This is a genomic window from Romboutsia sp. LXY-2, from assembly GCF_056171995.1.
The window spans coordinates 578,755-597,144 of sequence record NZ_JBKFGI010000004.1 but is presented as its reverse complement, the minus strand read 5'-3'; the positions used below and the strand labels follow the sequence as shown (position 1 = coordinate 597,144).

Below are 18,390 nucleotides of genomic sequence, written 5' to 3'. Positions count from 1 at the left end.
GAAACTTGCACATGCAGCACTTGCAAGTCCTCCCATCGCCTTCATACCTTGTGGCGCTTTGTAACTAAATAATGTGAATAATGCCAATACTACTAATAAAAGAGCAGTACCTGTTAAAATGTCTAACATTTCTTGTCCTCCTAAATGATGTTTAATTTTTAATAAATAAATTATTATTGATAGTGTTTTCCTTGTGCGTAATTCTTATATTGCGCACTCGTTAGATTACTTATGATTATAAAACAAAATATTAACAATGTAAATAGTTTTGTCGAAAAAAGTCAAATTTATTTTTAGTTTAAAATGAAAATGTTGATATTACATATGTATACGAAGAAAATTTAACTTATAAAACGAAATAAAAAAAGGAGTTAATACTCCTTTTTTATTATATTAAGCTGCTTGAGAATCGTCAGTATTGTTTCCACGAACTACATCAGCAGTAGTTATCTTATAGTTTTTGAATATTGCATATCCGATAAATCCAGCAGCTATACTTACTAAAGCACAACCAGCTGCAGCTATTACAACTTTCATTGGATCATTGTAAGCAAACATAACAGCAAGACCAGCTATTGGAGTAGCAGTACCAGGAGACATGTTTGTTAATCCCATTAATGCAACTATAACCCCAGACATAGCACCACCTATAAAGTTAGTAACATATACTGGTATTGGGTTAGCGGATATTAAGTCCGCTTGAGTTAAAGGCTCTATAGCAACAGATATGTTGTCTTTCTTAGATCCGAACTTCATCTTAGAGAAGAATACGAAGTTCATGAAAGAAGAACCAAATACTGATAAAGCACCTATAGCCATTGGAGCACCAGTTAATCCTATCATAGCAGTTAAAGCCATAGAACTAAGTGGAGCAGTAGCAACAACAGTTATTAAACCTCCAAGTATTACACCCATAAAGATAGGAGAAGCTGATGAAGCTGATATTATAACTGAACCTATAGTTTCTAAAGTACCGTTAACTATTGGACTAGTAAATTCACCTATACCAAATGCTAATGGAGTAGCAACTATTATTATAACTATTAAATCAAGACCAGCAGGTATTTTCTTTTCTAAAAACTTAACTACGAAAGATACTAAGTATCCAGCTATGAAACCAGGTAATATTTTAAAGTTTAAACAAGTTAAACCTATCATCACTGCATAAACTGGTGAAACACCTAATGCTAAAGGAACTAAAGTTGCAGCAGCAACCCCACCTAATGAACCGTTAGCAGTACCAACTTTTAATAAAAAGTCATTTCCTAAAACTTCACCAAAGAATGAGAAGTGGAAAGCTTCAACTAAGAAACTTGCACATGCAGCACTTGCAAGTCCTCCCATCGCCTTCATACCTTGCGGCGCTTTGTAACTGAACAATGTGAATAATGCCAGTACTAATAATAAAAGACCAGTACCTGTTAAAATTTGTGCCATAAATTTGCCTCCTAAAAATGTATAATTTCATATAAAAAAATAAGATAGTGTTTTCCTGTTCGTCTGAAATAGGCGAACTATGGTTAGAATACTTATGATTATAAAGTAAACATTTCAAAAAGTAAACTGCCATTGACGAAAAAAATCGAAATTTAGGATAATGTTTTCAAATAAGCCTTTTCAATCCTTAAAATTTCAATGAAAATTATATTATATTTTTCTAAAAAATTTAATAAATTCATAATTTATTATTTATATTTTGCTAAATAGAACAATATTATTCTTTTTAAAGATAAAAATAAACACCATTATTTAGAAATAAAGATCTGTTGCTTTTTATTCATTTAAAAAGTATTTTGTTAAAGTTTATGATAAAGACTTTTTAATAAAAATTATGTTACAATAAATAAAAGTAAAAATAAGAGATAAATTTAATATATACATCAAAGATCTAAGCTGAATTAGGCTACTAGTTACGGAGGAAAAAATGAAATATAAAGAAAGATTGGAGAAGTTTTTAGAACTTCAAAATAAAAATTTGAACTTTATCGAAATTTCAAAGGAACTTAAAATATCAGAAAGTACATTAAGATCCTTTCTTAATAAAAGGGGTTACAAAAGTGTAAACGGAAAATATGAATTTGTAAAAAATTCAGTAAATGCTGAGAATAAAGGGAATATAAAACAAATAGAATTTGTTGAGGTTGAACCAAAAGGGGAAAAAAATATAAAAATAAAAAGAAAATCAATAAAAAAAGATAATAAAGATGCAGGAAAAGATAAAGCTAATATAGAAAGTAGTAACAAAAGTGCTTTTAAAAAAAATGAAACGAAAAAATCAGAAGTAAAGAAAAAAACTGTTAGCAGTTCTAAGGCTAAAAATATTAAACCTGAAAAAAATAATATAGAAAAAAAAGCAAATACAAAAAACAAACCCAAAAAGGATAGAAAGATAAATATTACGCAAGTTGACCTTGATAAGCTATGTGAAGTTTATGACTGGTACTTAGAAGTAAAAGATAATAAGTCGATTAAATCAAAAGTCAATAAATCAAATAAAAAAGATATTAATATAGAAGAAAAAAATTTAAATGATTTAAAATCAACTAGTATAAGAGTAGATAAAAAAGTATGGGAAGATTTTGAAAGATTATGTAGTAATTCTAGTTACACTAAGCAAGAAATAATCACACAAGCTTTGAAAGATTTTATGAAGGATTATAAAAATTTATTATAAAGCATAGAAAACAAAAGTTATTATTGGGGCTAACGTATAAATATATTATATATGATAAATAATAATTAGTAGTTAAGGGGTGATAAGAATGGATATAAATAATCAAAAAAATCTTAATAACAATACTTATTCACAGAATGAATTAGATTTTGAAAAAATGAATGCAACTTTAGCTAATCCAGAGTTTGCAAACTGGTATTATAATCAAATGAACAGTAAAGGTAATGATACTAAAACTAGCATTGATGATTTTGTCAAAGTAGTAAAAGATTATTCAGAACAAAAATTTGAATAATAATTATTATGCATGCTAAATATTAATGAAAGAAGGTTTAGGTATGCCTAAAAAGAATAAAAAAGTATATAGCACACAATCTATTAAAATGTATAAAAATTACACAGATCCAAATGACTTAATAAGTTGCTATGCAGGAGTATTAAATACCATGAAGCATAATTCTTTTACAAATCACTGTAATGATATTGATATGTATAATGATATCTCAGTATACGATTATATACCAAATGAATATGAATATATTCCTAGTCAATATGACCATAATGAATACGAATAATTATAAGCTCACTATATTTACATATATATGTAAAATGTAGTGAGTTTTTATTGTATAATAAATATATTAAAATTTGGATGGAGGAGAAAATGAAGTTATTAGTAGTAGAAGACAATAAAAAGCTTTTAGAAAGTATAATGAATGAGCTAGAAAAACATTTTGACGTTGAGAGTTGTGAAGATGGTGAAGAAGCTCTGTATTTAATAAATCAAAAAATTTATGATTTAATAGTTCTTGATTTAATGCTTCCAAATATGAATGGGATAGAAATATTAAAAAATATGAGAAACCATAGTGTAGAGACTCCAGTAATTATTTTAACAGCAAAAGAGTCTTTAGACGATAAGGTAGAAGCATTTACTATTGGAGCAAATGATTATCTTACCAAGCCTTTTTATATGGAAGAATTAGTTGCAAGAATATATGCAATTCTAAGGACTAATGGTAAGTTAAAAGGAAGTAATAATATTGATTTTTTAGATTTACATTTAGACTTAGGTAAGAGAAGAGTATTTATTAAGGGTGAAGAAATTGACCTTCAAAATAAGCAGTTTAATTTATTAGAATATTTTCTTTTAAATAAAGGATCTATTTTATTAAAAGAACAGATTTACGATAGAGTATGGGGAATGGAATCCGATGCTACTATAGAAATTGTAGAAGTATACGTTAGTAATTTAAGAAAAAAACTAAGTAAACATGGATATGATAAATATATAAAAACTAAACGTAAGGTAGGATATATGTTTGATGATAAATAAGAATGTTTTTGAAAAGACTAAAAATAGTTTAATAAAAATAAACATTGTTGTTGTTGGAAGCTTTTTAATATTATTTTCAGTTGGAATATTTTTTTATTTCAAAGGTCTTACATATAATACAGTAGATAGAAAACTTGAGGATGAATTAGAATATGTAACTTCTCAATTAACTAGTAATTCTTTTTATAATCCTATTATGATAAAGGACCCAGGTAATTTAGTTTATATTTATGAAGGCGAAAGAGTAAGATATTATACTCAAAATAGGTACTTTGATAACATACTACCACCAAGTAATGATGATAAAAATAATATATTTTTTACTTATACAGAAAATGGTTACACTTTTAGAGAGTTTAATTTAACAATTGGAAGATATAAAATGCAAGTAATTAGAAATATTGACTCTGAACTAAGTTCACTTAGACAGCTTGTATTTGTATTTATAATTGGTATATTAATTGCGATTTTAATTACATATTTTGTAGCAATATATTTAACAAAAAAAGCTTTAATACCAATAGAAACTGCATGGAGCAATCAGGAAAAATTTATTCAAGATGCATCCCATGAGCTAAGAACTCCAATAGCGATAGTATCATCAAAAATAGAAAGTTTACTTAAGTCACCAAACAATACTATAAGTGATGAGGTAGAAACTATAGCAGATGCAATGAAAGAAACAAGAAGAGTTAAGAAAATGATTAGTGATTTATTATCATTAACAAAGGAAGATTCAATAACTTCAGTTAACTTAGAAAATGTTAATATTGAGGAACTATTAGAAGAGGTATGTAGAGACTATAAGGATATTGCAGAAATACAAGATAAAGATTTTAATATAAATAATAAATTAAAAAACAATATTATATTAACCGATAAAAATAAACTAAGACAACTTATCGTAATATTTATTGATAATGCGTTTAAATATACAAAAATTGAAGACAAGATATATATTAATGTAGAAGAATGCAATAATAACATAGAAATTACAATTGGTGATACAGGTATAGGAATAAAAGATAGTGAAATAAATAATATTTTTGATAGATTCTTTAGAAGTGAAAATGTTAGAAATAAAGATATTGATGGATCTGGAATCGGGCTTTCTATAGCTAAAATGTTAGTATTAAATTTAAAGGGAGAAATTAAAGTAAAATCAAAGCTTGAAGAAGGTAGCGAGTTTAAAATAGTTATTCCTAAAAATAATAATAAATAAGTAAAATTTGTTTTACTTAAAGCTTATTGGGTATAATTGGATTATAAAATAAAAATAAATAATAATAACAACTATATAAGGGTAATTTCATAGAATAATACTATGAAATATTTAGGAGGATAAAGAAATGGCTAAAATAATAAATACTTCTCAATTTAGAAGCGATGTAGAAAATGGATCAGGGGTAGTAGTTGTAGACTTTTATGCAACTTGGTGTGGACCTTGTAAAATGTTAGCTCCAGTTTTCGAAGCTGTTGGTCAAGAAATGTCACAAAATGCTAGATTTGTGAAAGTAGATATAGATCAAAGTTTAGAAATAGCACAACAATTTAATATATCAACAGTTCCAACTATGATGATATTTAAAGATGGTAAGCCTGTAGATTCATTAGTAGGGTTCGTACCAAAAGAAAAAATAAAAGCTAAAGTTCAAAAACATTTATAAAATAGGTGGTATATATGAGATATGATATAGCTATAGTAGGAAGTGGTCCAGCTGGATTATCTGCAGCTATAAATGCTAAAATAAGAAATAAAAATATTATAGTATTTGGAAATGAAAATTTAAGTAATAAATTAATTAAAGCTCCATCAATTGATAATTATCTTGGATTTTACGATATTAGTGGAGAAGAATTAAAAGATAGATTTAAAGAACATAGCGAAAATATGGGAGTAGAAATAACAAATAAAAAAATAAATAATATTTATGCTATGGGAGAATATTTTGCTCTAATGTCAGGAGATGAAATGTTTGAAGCTACAACTGTAATTTTAGCGACAGGTGTAGAATATGCAAAACCTATCGTTGGAGAAGAAGAATTTTTAGGTAGAGGGGTAGGATATTGTGCTACATGTGATGCTCCTCTATATAGAGATAAAAAAGTTGCTGTAATAGGATACAATGAAGAATCAAAAGAAGAAGCAAACTTCTTAAATGAAATAGCCTCAAAAACTTATTTCATTCCAATGTATAGAAATGACAAGTTAATGAGATCTTCAGATGAATTAGATAGTACTATAGAAGTAATTAACGATAGACCTGTAAAAATTGATGGAGAAAATCTTGTAAACAAGGTATCTTTCAAAGAAAAGCATATAGATGTTGATGGAGTATTTGTAATAAAAGATAGTGCATCTCCAAAATCATTGGTTCCTGGTATAGAAACAGAAGGAGCTCATATAAAAGTGGACATTAATATGGCTACTAGTATAGAGGGATGTTTTGCAGCAGGAGATTGTGCAGGTAAACCATATTCATATATTAAAGCAGCAGGTCAAGGCCAAATAGCAGCTTTAAATGCTGTTGCATACCTTGATAAATTAAAAATTGAAATGAGAAAAAATAACCAATAAATTTTAAAAGGTATGATATTTTTAATATCATACCTTTAATTTTATATTTTTATTTATTTAGTCTTGGAGAATTATTTCTAATATTTTCTATTTTATTTAATACATCTTCTAGCTCTTTATGAAGACCTAAAAATTCATTATTATTTACATTGTTATTTAAAAATAGTGACTCCATATTTGTAGCTATAGAATTTGCCATATTTGTAACCTCAGTAAATAATTTATAGTTACTACTATTTTTAGCACTATTAAATTTTAATAAATCCTTTTTTATAAATGCTACTATTTCATATTCATCTTCGAAAGCACCTTGAGGTAGTGGATAGGGCTTAATTCTTTGTAAAAAATATTGATCTTTAGCATTAATGTTGTAAGTATATGAGATTTCAACATTTTCATCTAATCTGAATTTTATAAAATATAGAATTCCTCGTACTTTTTTTATATCAGAAGCGCCTAGTTGTCTAAGTAATGTTTCTATTGCATCACCTGTCACATTATTTAGATTCAAAATAAAAACTTCCTTTCTATATTAGTTTATTAAGAAAATTTAATTAGTAGATATATTGTTGATATTACTATTGATAATATCATTAGTGGGAATCCAAATTTAAAATATTCCTTAAAAGAAATTGGATATCCATTTTTTTGTCCAACATTAGCTAAAACAACATTAGCTGATGCACCGATTAAGGTTCCATTACCACCAAGGCAAGCACCTAGCGATGTAGCCCACCAAAGTGGCATAACATCTATTCCCTGAGTTTGCATTGTTAATATTAGTGGAATTAATGTAGCCACAAAAGGTATATTATCTAAGAAAGATGATATTATTGCTGAAAGCCATAATATTATCAACATTGTAAGAATCATGTGGCCTTTAGTTGCATCTATTAGTAACATTGCAATCTTATTAATAATTCCAACCTCTTGTAGGCCTCCAACTATTACAAATAGCCCAACGAAAAAAGCTATTGTTGACCATTCAATACTTGCTAAAATTTCTTCAACATCTTGTTTTCCTATTAAAAGTATAATAGTTGCGCCACTCAATGCAACAACACAAGAGTCAAGATGTATTACATTATGAAAAACAAAACCTATTAGTATAAGTGAAATAACTACAATACTTTTAATAAGTAGTTTTTTATCTTTAATTGCTTTGTTTTCATCTAAGCTTAAAATATTTTGTTTATGTATTTCATCAACGATTAAATTATTTTTGAACATAAATTTAAAACAAAAAATCATGATAATAAGTAAGACTAAGACTACTGGGCCAAGATTTATAATGAAATCTAAAAAACTAAGATTAGCTGCACTTCCAATCATTATATTAGGCGGGTCACCTATTAAGGTTGAAGTACCACCTACGTTAGAAGCTATTATTTGTGTCATTAAAAACGGAATTGGATTTAGATCAAGTAGCTGGGTTATAACTATTGTCATTGGACCAACTAATAATACAGTAGTAACATTATCTAGTATTGCCGATAATACAGCTGTAATTAAGACAAAGCAAACCATAATAATCCAAGGATCACCTTTAGATTTTTTCGCTGTAAAAATTGCAATATACTCAAATAGACCTGAGTTTTTTACTACTGCAACTACAAGCATCATCCCAATTAATACTCCTATAGTATTAAAGTCAATATGTGCAATTGAATTTTCAAGAGGCATAATATTTAAGATTATCATTAATAAAGCCCCACCAACTGATGCTAGAGTTCTGTTAACCTTTTCAGTGATAATGGCTAACATTACTAGCAAGAAAATTACAATTGCTAAAATTTGTTGGTATATCATTGGAAACACCCCCTAAATAGCATTTATATCTATAAATTAATAATAGTACTGTGTTGGACAGTACTCAAGAAAAGATATTAATTTAACATTTTGCTTATTAATTAAAATTGTTTGTTTGTAAATAGGATTAAATATAAAATGATATAAATAAAGTAGAGTATTTAAAAGTTAATGTATAAATTCTAAATACTCTTTTAATATTTTATAAAAAATTTATTATATTATAAATAAGAATAATACCCACCATAGTGGATTTATTCCACAACCACATCTAGGTCTTTTGCAACATTTTTTCTTTTGGCACTTATTATTACAATTTGGATTGGTTATATTAAGTTGTGTAGCATTACATTTACAATTGCATGAACATTTATTTAAGTTGCAATTAGTATTATTTACAGAGCAAGTGTTACTATTATTTTGATTTTGGATAGTAGTATTGTTGCAAACACAAGATTTATTTGCATTACATGTACAATTATTAGAGCATGCGCAAATACATGGATTTCTGTGACACTTATTACATAATGTTATAGTTTGACAATATTTCATAATCAAAAAACTCATTTCTTACTAATATATTTGCATAAGCTTAATGAAAGTTGTAGAATAAAATAAAATTTAGTCTAAGGAAAATGTTTTAATTTGCTAGAATTCCGAAAATGCAATATCAAATCGATAATTTGCATTTTTACTATTGTAATTTGTCGAAAAATCCTCTATAATGAATTTATATGAATTATGAAAATTAATTTATGCAATTTTTATAAATTGAGGATGATTAAGACAATGAGAAACGGAGGAAATTAAATATGGAAATATTAAATAACATAGTAAACACGATAAATGGTTTTTTATGGAGCTACATTCTTATAGCAATGCTAATTGTGCTTGGGTTGTACTTCACAATTAAAACAAACTTTGTACAATTTAGATACTTTAAAGAAATGTTTAGGCTTTTAGGAGAAGGAGTATCTAAAGGAGCAAAAGAAGAAGGAAAAATTTCATCATTCCAGGCATTTTGCATAAGTACGGCTTCAAGAGTTGGTACAGGTAATATAGCTGGTATTGCAATTGCAGTTGTTGCTGGAGGACCAGGTTCTATATTTTGGATGTGGCTTATAGCATTAATAGGTTCAGCATCAAGTTTTGTTGAAAGTACATTAGCACAGATATTCAAAGTAAAAGATGGAAATGCATTTAGAGGTGGACCTGCTTACTATATGGAGCAAGGTTTAGGTAAGAAGTGGATGGGGGTTTTATTCTCTGTACTTATTACTGTATCTTTTGGATTTATTTTTAATGCAGTTCAATCAAATACAATATCAGCGGCATTTAATACCGCTTTCGGTGTTAACAACTTAATGATGGGTGTTATTCTTGCAACTTTAACAGGTATAATAATCTTTGGAGGTGTTCATAGAATAGCAAAATTCACTGAGGTAATTGTGCCTGTATTCGCCGTTTTATATATTGCAGTTGCAATGTTTGTAGTTATAACAAACATATCACAAATACCACATGTATTTAAATTGATATTTGAAAGTGCTTTTGGATTTAGAGAAATGGCAGTAGGTTCTGTTAGTGGTATGATATTAACAGGAATAAAGAGAGGATTATTCTCTAATGAAGCTGGTATGGGTAGTGCACCAAATGCAGCTGCAACAGCTGATGTAACACATCCAGTTAAACAAGGTTTAATACAGTCATTAGGAGTATTTACAGATACTATAGTAATATGTTCATGTACAGCGTTTATAATACTATTATACTCTGATTATGGTACTAGTAGTTTAACAGGCATAGAGTTAACTCAAGCTGCCTTAAGTTCGCATATAGGTCATATAGGTAATATATTCATAGCAGTATGCATATTCTTATTTGCATTTAGTTCAATAGTTGGTAACTATTATTATGGACAATCAAATATAGAGTTCATGAGCAATAATAAACTTGTGTTAAATGGATTCAGAGTGATTGTTATAGGTATGGTTCTATTTGGATCTATTGCTAAAGTTGATATAGTATGGAACTTAGCAGACGTGTTTATGGGGCTAATGGCTGTAATAAACTTAATAGCAATAGCTATGTTAGGTAAATATGCATATATTGCATTAAAAGATTACAGTGACCAAAAGAAAGCTGGGATTAAAGATCCAGTATTTGATGCTTCAAATATAAAGGGATTAGAAAATATTTCAGAATGGAAAGATAATACACAAAAACGTGAATTAGGATAAATACTTAGGCTATATCAAAACTGATATAGCCTATTATTATGAATAAAGGTAAATTCAAAAAACAAAAATGCCCTTGATTTTTCAAGGACTTTTTGTGATTTTAAGAATATTATATAGAAATTTTTACATGAATAAGATAATTAGGGATTTATTTATCTTTCATACTAATATTATACGATATATAGATTAATAAGAAAAATTGTAAATATCTATAATCTAATATATGGAGATAGCTTTACTCTATATGAAATTAATTATATGAATTAAGTAATAAATAAGCCATTGTAAATAAAATAATAGTTTTTGTAAAGAACATTTGTGCTAATATAGAATAGAATAATAAATGTATAATATAGAACAAAGAAGATAATAATTAAAACAAACACTAGTTCGAAAAAGGAGAGATTTAATGACTATAAAACCAATTGAGGCTTTAAGTAAATACTATGGATATTATAGTTTTAGAAAAGGTCAAGATGAAATCATAGATAAAATAATAGAAGGAAGCGACGTACTAGCAATAATGCCTACTGGTGGAGGTAAATCAATATGTTATCAAATACCAGCATTAGTTCTTGAAGGAATAACATTAGTAATTTCACCATTGATATCACTTATGAAGGATCAAGTTGATACACTTAAGACTATGGGCATAGATGCTACTTATATAAATAGTTCATTAGGTGCAAACGAGTATAATGAAATAATATCTAATATACAAAATGATCAGTATAAAATAATATACATAGCACCTGAAAGACTAGAGACTATAGAATTTATAAATATAATAAAAAGTAAAAAAATAAGCCAAATAGCCATAGATGAAGCTCACTGTGTTTCTCAATGGGGGCATGACTTTAGAGCTAGTTATAAAAGAATATTAGGATTTATTAATAATCTTGATTCAAGACCTATAATAACAGCTTTTACGGCAACAGCTTCTGATGAAGTAAGAAAAGATATTGTTAAGTTATTAGGATTAAATAATCCAACATGTTTCATTACTGGATTTGATAGAGATAATTTAAGTATTAATATTGTCAAGTCATCAAGTAAAAATAGATACCTATTAAACTATATTGAAAATCACAAAAGTGAGTCTGGTATAATTTATGCTGCAACACGTAAGGAAGTAGAAAGTATATATGAAGGACTGTTAAAGAGAAAAATTTCTGTATCTAAGTATCATGCAGGGCTATCTCAGGAATTAAGAAAAAAGAACCAAGAAGATTTTATTAATGATGATATAGATATTATGGTCGCAACAAATGCGTTTGGTATGGGTATTGATAAACCAAATATTAGATGGGTAATACACTACAATATGCCGCAAAGTATAGAAAACTATTATCAAGAGATTGGTAGGGCAGGGAGAGATGGAGAAAAAAGTGAGTGTGTGTTACTATTTACCCCTGGGGATGTACATATACAAAAGTATCTAGTTGATATGGGAATTGACAATCCACAAAGAAAGTTATTCCAACACAAAAAATTACAGCAGATGGTAGATCTTGTATATAGTAATAATTGCTATAGGCAAAGTATATTATCTTACTTTGGTGAGAACTATACAGCAGATTGTAATAACTGCAGCAATTGTTTAAATGAAGGTGAAATAGTGGATAAAACATTAGATGCTCAAAAGGTAATTTCTTGTATTGCTAGAATGAAAAGAAATTATGGAGTTACAATGATAGTCGATGTACTAAGAGGATCTAAAAATAAAAAAGTATTAGAACTAGGGTTTAACGAACTATCAACATATGGAATATTAAAAAGCTATTCAAGTGAAGATTTAAAGACTTTTATAAACACTTTAGTATCCCATGGCTTCTTAGATTTAACAGAAAATCTAGGAATGAGAGGGAGTTATCCAACAATATCTATAAATTTAATGTCTAAAAAGGTTTTAACAGGTGAAGTAATGGTTCAATTTAAGGAAGTTGTAATAAGTAAAACAATGAACGTTGCAGATGAACTGTTTGAAAGATTAAGAAATCTAAGACATGAAATAGCTTCTAGTGAAGGAATAGCTCCATATATGGTATTTGGAGATGGGACATTAAGATCTATGGCTAGTATCTATCCAACATGTAGAGAAGAGATGTTATCTATTTCTGGTATTGGGGAGATAAAGTATCAAAAATATGGACAACAATTTGAAGATATAATATCTCAATATATAGTAGATGAAAATATAGTAAAAGAGCCAGTATTGAATGAAAGTAAAAATAAAAATGTAACAAATAAAGATGATGAATACTTCCATGTAAAGACTGATATAAATTTATACGAGTTGTTAATAAGCTTTAGAAATGATATTTCTAAAAAAGAAAGAATATCTCCCTATATGTTACTTACTAAAAATACACTAAAAGAGATAAGTGGAAGATATCCAACAGATGAAGAACAGTTAAAAGATATTTCAGGAATAGGTCAGGTTAAGATTGATAAATACGGGAAAGAGATTATTAGTATTGTAAAAAATTACATTGAAGAAAATAATATAACTCCAAATTGGGAAGATAAAAAAAGATTAAAGCTTGTGATAGATGGAGAAAGTAGAAAAAATAATGAAATAGCATTAGATTTGTTAAATCAAGGAGAAAATTTAGAATATGTATGTGAATATATAGAGACCTCACTTTCAACAATACTTGGATATATTTATGATTATATTAAAGATGGTAACACAGTTAACTTTAATATAGACCTAAAGTCCCTTTATAATGATGATGAGAAAGAGCTAATATTAGAAGTTTGTGAGCATTTTGGATACGATAAAATAAGTATCATTAAGAAAAAATTACCAGAATATATTAAATATGAAAGTATAAGAGCAGTTATATTAGAAAAATATTTACCAGAACATAATATATAATAAAGGAAAATTGTAGATAACAATAGAAATTAAGTAATATATATTATTGCTTAATAAGGGGGTACTATTATGCAAAGGTGGCAAAAACTTAATGTATATTTTAGCTTAGCAGGTCTTTTATTATTTATTGTTAGTATGCTATTTTTAAAGAAAATGCCATTTTTATTATTTTCAGCAATGTTTGGAGTAGGGATTTTTTATAAATCATTTAGAAATATTTATAAGGGGGTAGAGCCTCCTACCACTAAAAATATGGAAAAGGCATATAATACTGGTGGGCCTAAAAAGAAAAAAAAGAAATAATTTAATAATGATATAAATAAAGGGTCTTTGATTGGAAATTCAGTTAAAGGCTTTTTATTTATAAAAATTTACTAATAATCTTTTTATCTGATATTCTAAAAATCAAAAACTATGCATATTTAATATTTTGAATTTCAAAATATAAGTATTGATAAAAAAAATATATTGTGATATCATATTAGTACCAGGTAATAATACTTATAATAAAAATTTTAAATAGATAGTAATATTTTGGAGGAAAGCATGAGCAATATAAAAATAGTTTGTGATAGTTTAGCAGATTTACCTAAAGAAATAATTGAAAAATATGACATACATGTAATACCATTAAGTGTATTATTTAAAGATAAGGAATATGTAGATGGAGTGGATATAACAAAAGAAGAGTTTTATAAAATGCTAAGAGAGAATGATAGCATGCCTAAAACATCTCAAGTAACATATATAAGTTTTAAAAATGTTTTTGATAAGTATATAGAAGAAGGAAAAACTATTTTATATATAAGTGGATCTTCAAATGCATCAGGGACTTTCCAAAGTGGTGTAATGGCTAAAAATGATACTGAAGGAGAAGTATATACTTTCGATAGTTTATCATTATCAATAGGAATCCCTGGATTTATTATAGCTGCGGGAGAACTTGTTAAACAAGGTAAAAATATAAATGAAATAATAGAAAAGCTTGAAAGCTTAAAGATAAATAATACAGTATTATTTACTGTAGATACACTTGAATATTTACAAAAAGGTGGAAGAGTATCATTAGCTAAAGCTACTATTGGGAACATGTTAAACATAAAGCCGATTTTATCTATAGAAGATGGTTTTGTAAAGTCATCTGGACAAGGAAGAGGTAAAAAGCAAGTTATTAATAAGATAATAGAAACAATAAAAGATAAATTTGGTAATGATTTAAGTGATAAGCGCATCGTAATTGGCTGTGGAGATCAATATGATGATTTAGAGTTACTTAAAAAGAAATTATATGAAGAAATTATTGTAGGAGAGATATATATCGTAAATATTGGAAGTTGTATCTGTGCACACAGCGGACCTAGCGTTGTGGGTATAGCGTGTACTGATATAGTATAGCAAAAAATTGTGAGTAGTTTAATTAACTGCTCACAATTTTTTTATTTATGTGCATAATTATGTTAATATTTATATACATATACAGCAATAAGTTGATTTCTAATAATTATTAGTAATTTACCTATATATTAAATTTTCTTCTTATTATATAATTAGGAGTTGGTAGTAAAAATATAAAATAAGATAAATATTGATATATTAAAATTAATTGAATTATTTATAGAGTATTTAACAATGAATACTTTTGAGAGATATAGCTAAAGGAGAATATAGATGTCATTAAAGAAAAAAACAGTGTTAGTATTATCATGTGTTGCAGTGCTAGCAATGTATGTTTTTAGAAATAAGTTGTATAAAATGGAGAATACATCGTCAAATGAGAATGTTGTAAATGTTTATTCAGCGAGAAATTATGATTTTGATAAAGTACTATATGAAGCTTTTGAGAAAAAAACTGGTATTAAAGTACACTTGATAAATGGTAAGGCATCTGAATTATTAGAGGATCTAATAAGAGATGGAAAAAACACAGATGCAGATTTATTTCTAACTTCAGATATAGCCAATTTAAATCAAGCTATAGAAGCAGGATTAAATCAGCCTATAGAGTCAAAGATGATAAATAAGAATATTCCTAAAGGCTTAAGAGGGAAAAAAAATCATTGGGTTGGAATAACTCTTAGAGCTAGGGCCATAGCATATGATAAGGAAAAAATAAATGAAGATGAATTATCAACATTTGAAGAATTAGCTCATGAAAAGTGGCGTGGGAAAATATTAACTAGATCATCTGATTCTTTATACACTAAATCTTTACTAGGATCAATAATTGAATCTAGGGGAGAAGAGGAAGGAAAAAAATGGGCACAAGGGGTAGTAAATAATTTCGCTAGAGATCCTGAAGGAAATGATAAAACTCAAATAAGGTCTATATCATCTAAAGAAGGCAGTATCGGTATAGTGAGTACACACTATTTTGGCAATATGCTAAATTCAGAAGATGCTAAAGAAAGAGAAGCATCTAACAATGTTGGATTATATATACCTAAAGATACTAGTATTAACGTAAGTGGAGCAGTACTTAGCAAGTATTCGAAAAATAAAGAGAATGCAATAAAGTTGTTAGAGTTTCTTACAGATGTTAAAGCTCAGCAAACTATTACTGAAGTAAATTTTGAGTATCCAGTAAATCCAAAAGTAAGGGCTAATAAAATATTATTATCTTGGGGTGAAATTGAATATAAAAATATGAATTTAGAAGAGATTGATAAATATAATAAAAAAGCTGATGAGATATTTAAAGAAGTAGGATGGAACTAATGTATATATTATTTTAGTGAATAAAGTAACAAAATAAAAATTAATGTAAAATTGATATTTAATAGGAGGATTACCTCCTATTTTTTTGAGCAATAAGGAAACAATAATAGCTGATAATTTGTATGCAATAATGTACTTAAGTAACATAAATACGCAGATATTTAAGCGAAATCCAACTTATAAACTATAGGTCACAAATTAATAAATAGTAACATATTTATATTATAAAAGCTTAATCAGGTCTATAAGGGGGGCATATGAAATATAGAAGCGAATGTAAAAAAAGTGAGTTTAGGGGTGTTTGGATAACCACATTATTTGGAATTGATTGGCCTAAAACACTAGATGATATTGAAGCTCAAAAGGAAGAGTTTATCGAACTTTTAGATATACTAGAAAATCTTAACTTTAATGCAGTATTAGTGCAAATAAGACCAATGTCTGATGCATTTTATAAGTCTAAAATTAATCCGTGGTCACAGTATTTAACAGGAACACAAGGGAAAAATCCGGGATATGATCCATTACAGTTTATGATACAAGAAACGCATAAGAGAAATATGGAGTTTCATGGTTGGTTAAACCCATATAGAATAACTACTGTAGGCACAGATTTAAATGTTTTAGTAAAAAATCATCCTGCAAGAATAAATCCAGATTGGGTTATAGAATATAACAATTCACTTTTTTATGATCCAGAAAATCCTGAAGTTATAAACTATATAGCAACAACAGTGTATGAGATAGTTAAAAATTACTATATAGATGGAATTCATTTTGATGATTATTTTTATCCTTACGACTATCCTTTGCCAGAGGGTGAAGATAGAGAAGGTGAAGTTGCTAATAACAGAAGAGAAGCTGTAAATAATATGATAAGACTAGTTTTTAAAGTAATAAAATCCACTAGAAGTTGTGTTTCATTTGGGGTAAGTCCTTTTGGGGTATGGAAAAATAAGAGTAGTGATATTAAAGGTTCAGAAAGTAAGAATCTAGAGGGATACTATAGTGTATTTGCAGATAGTGTAACATGGGTAGATGAGGAAATTCTTGATTATATATCACCTCAAATATATTGGACTATAGATAATAAAACTACACCTTATGAAGTAATGGTAAAATGGTGGTCTGAAATTGTAAAAGATAGTAGTGTAGATTTATATATAGGTCAAAATATAAATAATGAAGATATAGCGAGAGAAATAAAGAAGCAGATCGATATTAATAGACAATATGACTTAGTAAGAGGAAGTATATTTTATAGTGTAAGTAATATTGTAAACAATACAGGGAATGTTGTAGACCAGTTTAAGGAAGTGTATAATTGCACTGCGAGTACGCCATAATAAAAAATATATAATTATAATATGTTTTGCTTACATTAAATTAAGAAAAAGGGGTAAGCTAATAATACAACGTGTAGTTTTGATAACACAAGTCCTGTTGTCAAAACTACTTTTTTTGAACGGCCTAAATTAATTATATTTCAGGTACTATATATAGAAGGGAAAATTAATATGTTTAAAATTGATGATTATGTAATGTATGGTACGACAGGAGTCTGTAAAGTTATAGATATAAGAAAAGAAAATATTATTAATAATACTGAAAAAGACTATTATGTATTAAGTCATATTTATTCAAATGATACTATAATTAAAATTCCAGTAGAAAATGAAAAAATAAGTATTAGAAAAATACTATCTTATGAAGAGGTAACTAATTTAATTAATGATATGCCAAATAAAAAAACTGTTTGGATTGATGATGAAAGGCAAAGAAACGAGCAATTTAAATCAATGGTTAGAAGTGCAAATACAGAAGAACTTATTAAGGTAATAAAAAGTGTATATTTAGATAAAGAACATAAAAATCAAATAGGGAAAAAATCATACATAAATGATGTTGATATTATGAAGTTGGCTGAAAGGTTATTAAATGAGGAATTTGCAACAATATTAAATATACCTTTAGAAGAAGTAACTCCATATATTTTAAACAATATATCTCAAACTAGCGATCTTATTTAATAATATTAATTAATAAGCGGTTACTAAATTAAAGTAACCGCTTTTATTTTTATAAAATAATATTTTTATAACTTTAGTAAGTAATTGCTAATAATATGCAAACTTTATGGTAATATAATATATTATG

18 protein-coding genes are annotated in these 18,390 nt (G+C 27.3%); 14 read left to right on the top strand and 4 right to left on the bottom strand.

Features of this window, described 5'->3' with window-relative positions:
* Window positions 1-393: 393 nt before the first annotated feature.
* Entirely contained in the window at window positions 394-1,437 is a 1,044-nt protein-coding gene (locus tag ACI48P_RS11105; RefSeq protein ID WP_475215660.1) for a PTS sugar transporter subunit IIC, read from the bottom strand.
* Window positions 1,438-1,924: 487 nt separating this feature from the next.
* Here ACI48P_RS11105 and ACI48P_RS11100 point away from each other — a divergent pair, with 487 nt between their 5' ends.
* The 7 genes from ACI48P_RS11100 (at window position 1,925) to ACI48P_RS11070 (ending at window position 6,588) form a co-directional block, all read left to right on the top strand.
* A complete protein-coding gene (locus tag ACI48P_RS11100; protein WP_475215658.1) occupies window positions 1,925-2,674 on the top strand; it encodes a DNA-binding protein in 750 nt (249 codons plus the stop codon).
* An 88-nt stretch (window positions 2,675-2,762) separates the two neighbouring features.
* On the top strand, window positions 2,763-2,969 hold the full coding sequence (locus tag ACI48P_RS11095; RefSeq protein ID WP_475215657.1) for a hypothetical protein: 207 nt from the start codon (window positions 2,763-2,765) through the stop codon (window positions 2,967-2,969).
* Between the two features lie 43 nt (window positions 2,970-3,012).
* Window positions 3,013-3,249, top strand: coding sequence for a hypothetical protein (locus ACI48P_RS11090; RefSeq protein WP_475215655.1), 237 nt, complete (start codon window positions 3,013-3,015; stop codon window positions 3,247-3,249).
* Between the two features lie 89 nt (window positions 3,250-3,338).
* Entirely contained in the window at window positions 3,339-4,010 is a 672-nt protein-coding gene (locus tag ACI48P_RS11085) for a response regulator transcription factor (protein ID WP_475215653.1), read from the top strand.
* Window positions 4,000-5,232: a sensor histidine kinase gene (locus tag ACI48P_RS11080; RefSeq protein WP_475215651.1), complete on the top strand. Its 1,233-nt coding sequence runs from the start codon at window positions 4,000-4,002 to the stop codon at window positions 5,230-5,232. The genes ACI48P_RS11085 and ACI48P_RS11080 overlap by 11 nt, the downstream gene beginning before the upstream one ends.
* Before the next feature lie 127 nt (window positions 5,233-5,359).
* Complete coding sequence (gene trxA / locus ACI48P_RS11075) at window positions 5,360-5,677, top strand: thioredoxin (protein WP_475215649.1); 318 nt, start codon at window positions 5,360-5,362, stop codon at window positions 5,675-5,677.
* A gap of 14 nt (window positions 5,678-5,691) precedes the next feature.
* Window positions 5,692-6,588, top strand: a complete 897-nt coding sequence (locus ACI48P_RS11070; RefSeq protein WP_475215647.1) for an NAD(P)/FAD-dependent oxidoreductase — start codon at window positions 5,692-5,694, stop codon at window positions 6,586-6,588.
* A 49-nt stretch (window positions 6,589-6,637) separates the two neighbouring features.
* Here the strand turns inward: ACI48P_RS11070 and ACI48P_RS11065 are convergent, their stop codons facing one another.
* The 3 genes from ACI48P_RS11065 to ACI48P_RS11055 form a co-directional block, all read right to left on the bottom strand.
* Window positions 6,638-7,099 carry a hypothetical protein gene (locus ACI48P_RS11065; protein ID WP_475215645.1) on the bottom strand — a complete coding sequence of 154 codons (462 nt, stop codon included), beginning with the start codon at window positions 7,097-7,099 and terminating at the stop codon, window positions 6,638-6,640.
* A gap of 29 nt (window positions 7,100-7,128) precedes the next feature.
* Window positions 7,129-8,397: an ArsB/NhaD family transporter gene (locus tag ACI48P_RS11060; RefSeq protein ID WP_475215643.1), complete on the bottom strand. Its 1,269-nt coding sequence runs from the start codon at window positions 8,395-8,397 to the stop codon at window positions 7,129-7,131.
* A 216-nt stretch (window positions 8,398-8,613) separates the two neighbouring features.
* Window positions 8,614-8,949 (bottom strand): hypothetical protein, encoded by a 336-nt coding sequence (locus ACI48P_RS11055; RefSeq protein WP_475215641.1) that lies wholly within the window; start codon window positions 8,947-8,949, stop codon window positions 8,614-8,616.
* A 260-nt stretch (window positions 8,950-9,209) separates the two neighbouring features.
* Here ACI48P_RS11055 and ACI48P_RS11050 point away from each other — a divergent pair, with 260 nt between their 5' ends.
* The 7 genes from ACI48P_RS11050 (at window position 9,210) to ACI48P_RS11020 (ending at window position 18,263) form a co-directional block, all read left to right on the top strand.
* The gene (locus ACI48P_RS11050; RefSeq protein WP_475215640.1) at window positions 9,210-10,637 is read left to right on the top strand and encodes an alanine/glycine:cation symporter family protein; all 1,428 of its coding nucleotides are present in this window, start codon (window positions 9,210-9,212) and stop codon (window positions 10,635-10,637) included.
* Between the two features lie 409 nt (window positions 10,638-11,046).
* Entirely contained in the window at window positions 11,047-13,518 is a 2,472-nt protein-coding gene (gene recQ / locus ACI48P_RS11045) for a DNA helicase RecQ (RefSeq protein ID WP_475215639.1), read from the top strand.
* Window positions 13,519-13,587: 69 nt separating this feature from the next.
* Window positions 13,588-13,821 carry a hypothetical protein gene (locus tag ACI48P_RS11040; RefSeq protein WP_475215636.1) on the top strand — a complete coding sequence of 78 codons (234 nt, stop codon included), beginning with the start codon at window positions 13,588-13,590 and terminating at the stop codon, window positions 13,819-13,821.
* Window positions 13,822-14,064: 243 nt separating this feature from the next.
* Complete coding sequence (locus tag ACI48P_RS11035; RefSeq protein WP_475215634.1) at window positions 14,065-14,913, top strand: DegV family protein; 849 nt, start codon at window positions 14,065-14,067, stop codon at window positions 14,911-14,913.
* 273 nt (window positions 14,914-15,186) lie between these two features.
* Window positions 15,187-16,233 (top strand): extracellular solute-binding protein, encoded by a 1,047-nt coding sequence (locus ACI48P_RS11030; RefSeq protein WP_475215632.1) that lies wholly within the window; start codon window positions 15,187-15,189, stop codon window positions 16,231-16,233.
* Window positions 16,234-16,490: 257 nt separating this feature from the next.
* Window positions 16,491-17,579 (top strand): glycoside hydrolase family 10-like protein, encoded by a 1,089-nt coding sequence (locus ACI48P_RS11025; protein WP_475215630.1) that lies wholly within the window; start codon window positions 16,491-16,493, stop codon window positions 17,577-17,579.
* A gap of 171 nt (window positions 17,580-17,750) precedes the next feature.
* Complete coding sequence (locus ACI48P_RS11020) at window positions 17,751-18,263, top strand: CarD family transcriptional regulator (RefSeq protein ID WP_475215628.1); 513 nt, start codon at window positions 17,751-17,753, stop codon at window positions 18,261-18,263.
* The last annotated feature ends 127 nt before the right edge of the window (window positions 18,264-18,390 follow it).

Excerpts from the sequence above, each read along its gene's own strand:
- ACI48P_RS11030 (WP_475215632.1), top strand. The coding sequence starts at position 15,187 with ATGTCATTAAAGAAAAAAACAGTGTTAGTATTATCATGTGTTGCAGTG.
- trxA (WP_475215649.1), top strand. The coding sequence starts at position 5,360 with ATGGCTAAAATAATAAATACTTCTCAATTTAGAAGCGATGTAGAAAAT.
- ACI48P_RS11080 (WP_475215651.1), top strand. The coding sequence starts at position 4,000 with ATGATAAATAAGAATGTTTTTGAAAAGACTAAAAATAGTTTAATAAAA.
- ACI48P_RS11095 (WP_475215657.1), top strand. The coding sequence starts at position 2,763 with ATGGATATAAATAATCAAAAAAATCTTAATAACAATACTTATTCACAG.
- ACI48P_RS11105 (WP_475215660.1), bottom strand. The coding sequence starts at position 1,437 with ATGGCACAAATTTTAACAGGTACTGGTCTTTTATTATTAGTACTGGCA.
- ACI48P_RS11100 (WP_475215658.1), top strand. The coding sequence starts at position 1,925 with ATGAAATATAAAGAAAGATTGGAGAAGTTTTTAGAACTTCAAAATAAA.
- ACI48P_RS11070 (WP_475215647.1), top strand. The coding sequence starts at position 5,692 with ATGAGATATGATATAGCTATAGTAGGAAGTGGTCCAGCTGGATTATCT.
- ACI48P_RS11035 (WP_475215634.1), top strand. The coding sequence starts at position 14,065 with ATGAGCAATATAAAAATAGTTTGTGATAGTTTAGCAGATTTACCTAAA.
- ACI48P_RS11055 (WP_475215641.1), bottom strand. The coding sequence starts at position 8,949 with ATGAAATATTGTCAAACTATAACATTATGTAATAAGTGTCACAGAAAT.
- ACI48P_RS11060 (WP_475215643.1), bottom strand. The coding sequence starts at position 8,397 with ATGATATACCAACAAATTTTAGCAATTGTAATTTTCTTGCTAGTAATG.
- ACI48P_RS11025 (WP_475215630.1), top strand. The coding sequence starts at position 16,491 with ATGAAATATAGAAGCGAATGTAAAAAAAGTGAGTTTAGGGGTGTTTGG.
- ACI48P_RS11085 (WP_475215653.1), top strand. The coding sequence starts at position 3,339 with ATGAAGTTATTAGTAGTAGAAGACAATAAAAAGCTTTTAGAAAGTATA.
- ACI48P_RS11050 (WP_475215640.1), top strand. The coding sequence starts at position 9,210 with ATGGAAATATTAAATAACATAGTAAACACGATAAATGGTTTTTTATGG.
- ACI48P_RS11020 (WP_475215628.1), top strand. The coding sequence starts at position 17,751 with ATGTTTAAAATTGATGATTATGTAATGTATGGTACGACAGGAGTCTGT.
- ACI48P_RS11040 (WP_475215636.1), top strand. The coding sequence starts at position 13,588 with ATGCAAAGGTGGCAAAAACTTAATGTATATTTTAGCTTAGCAGGTCTT.
- recQ (WP_475215639.1), top strand. The coding sequence starts at position 11,047 with ATGACTATAAAACCAATTGAGGCTTTAAGTAAATACTATGGATATTAT.
- ACI48P_RS11090 (WP_475215655.1), top strand. The coding sequence starts at position 3,013 with ATGCCTAAAAAGAATAAAAAAGTATATAGCACACAATCTATTAAAATG.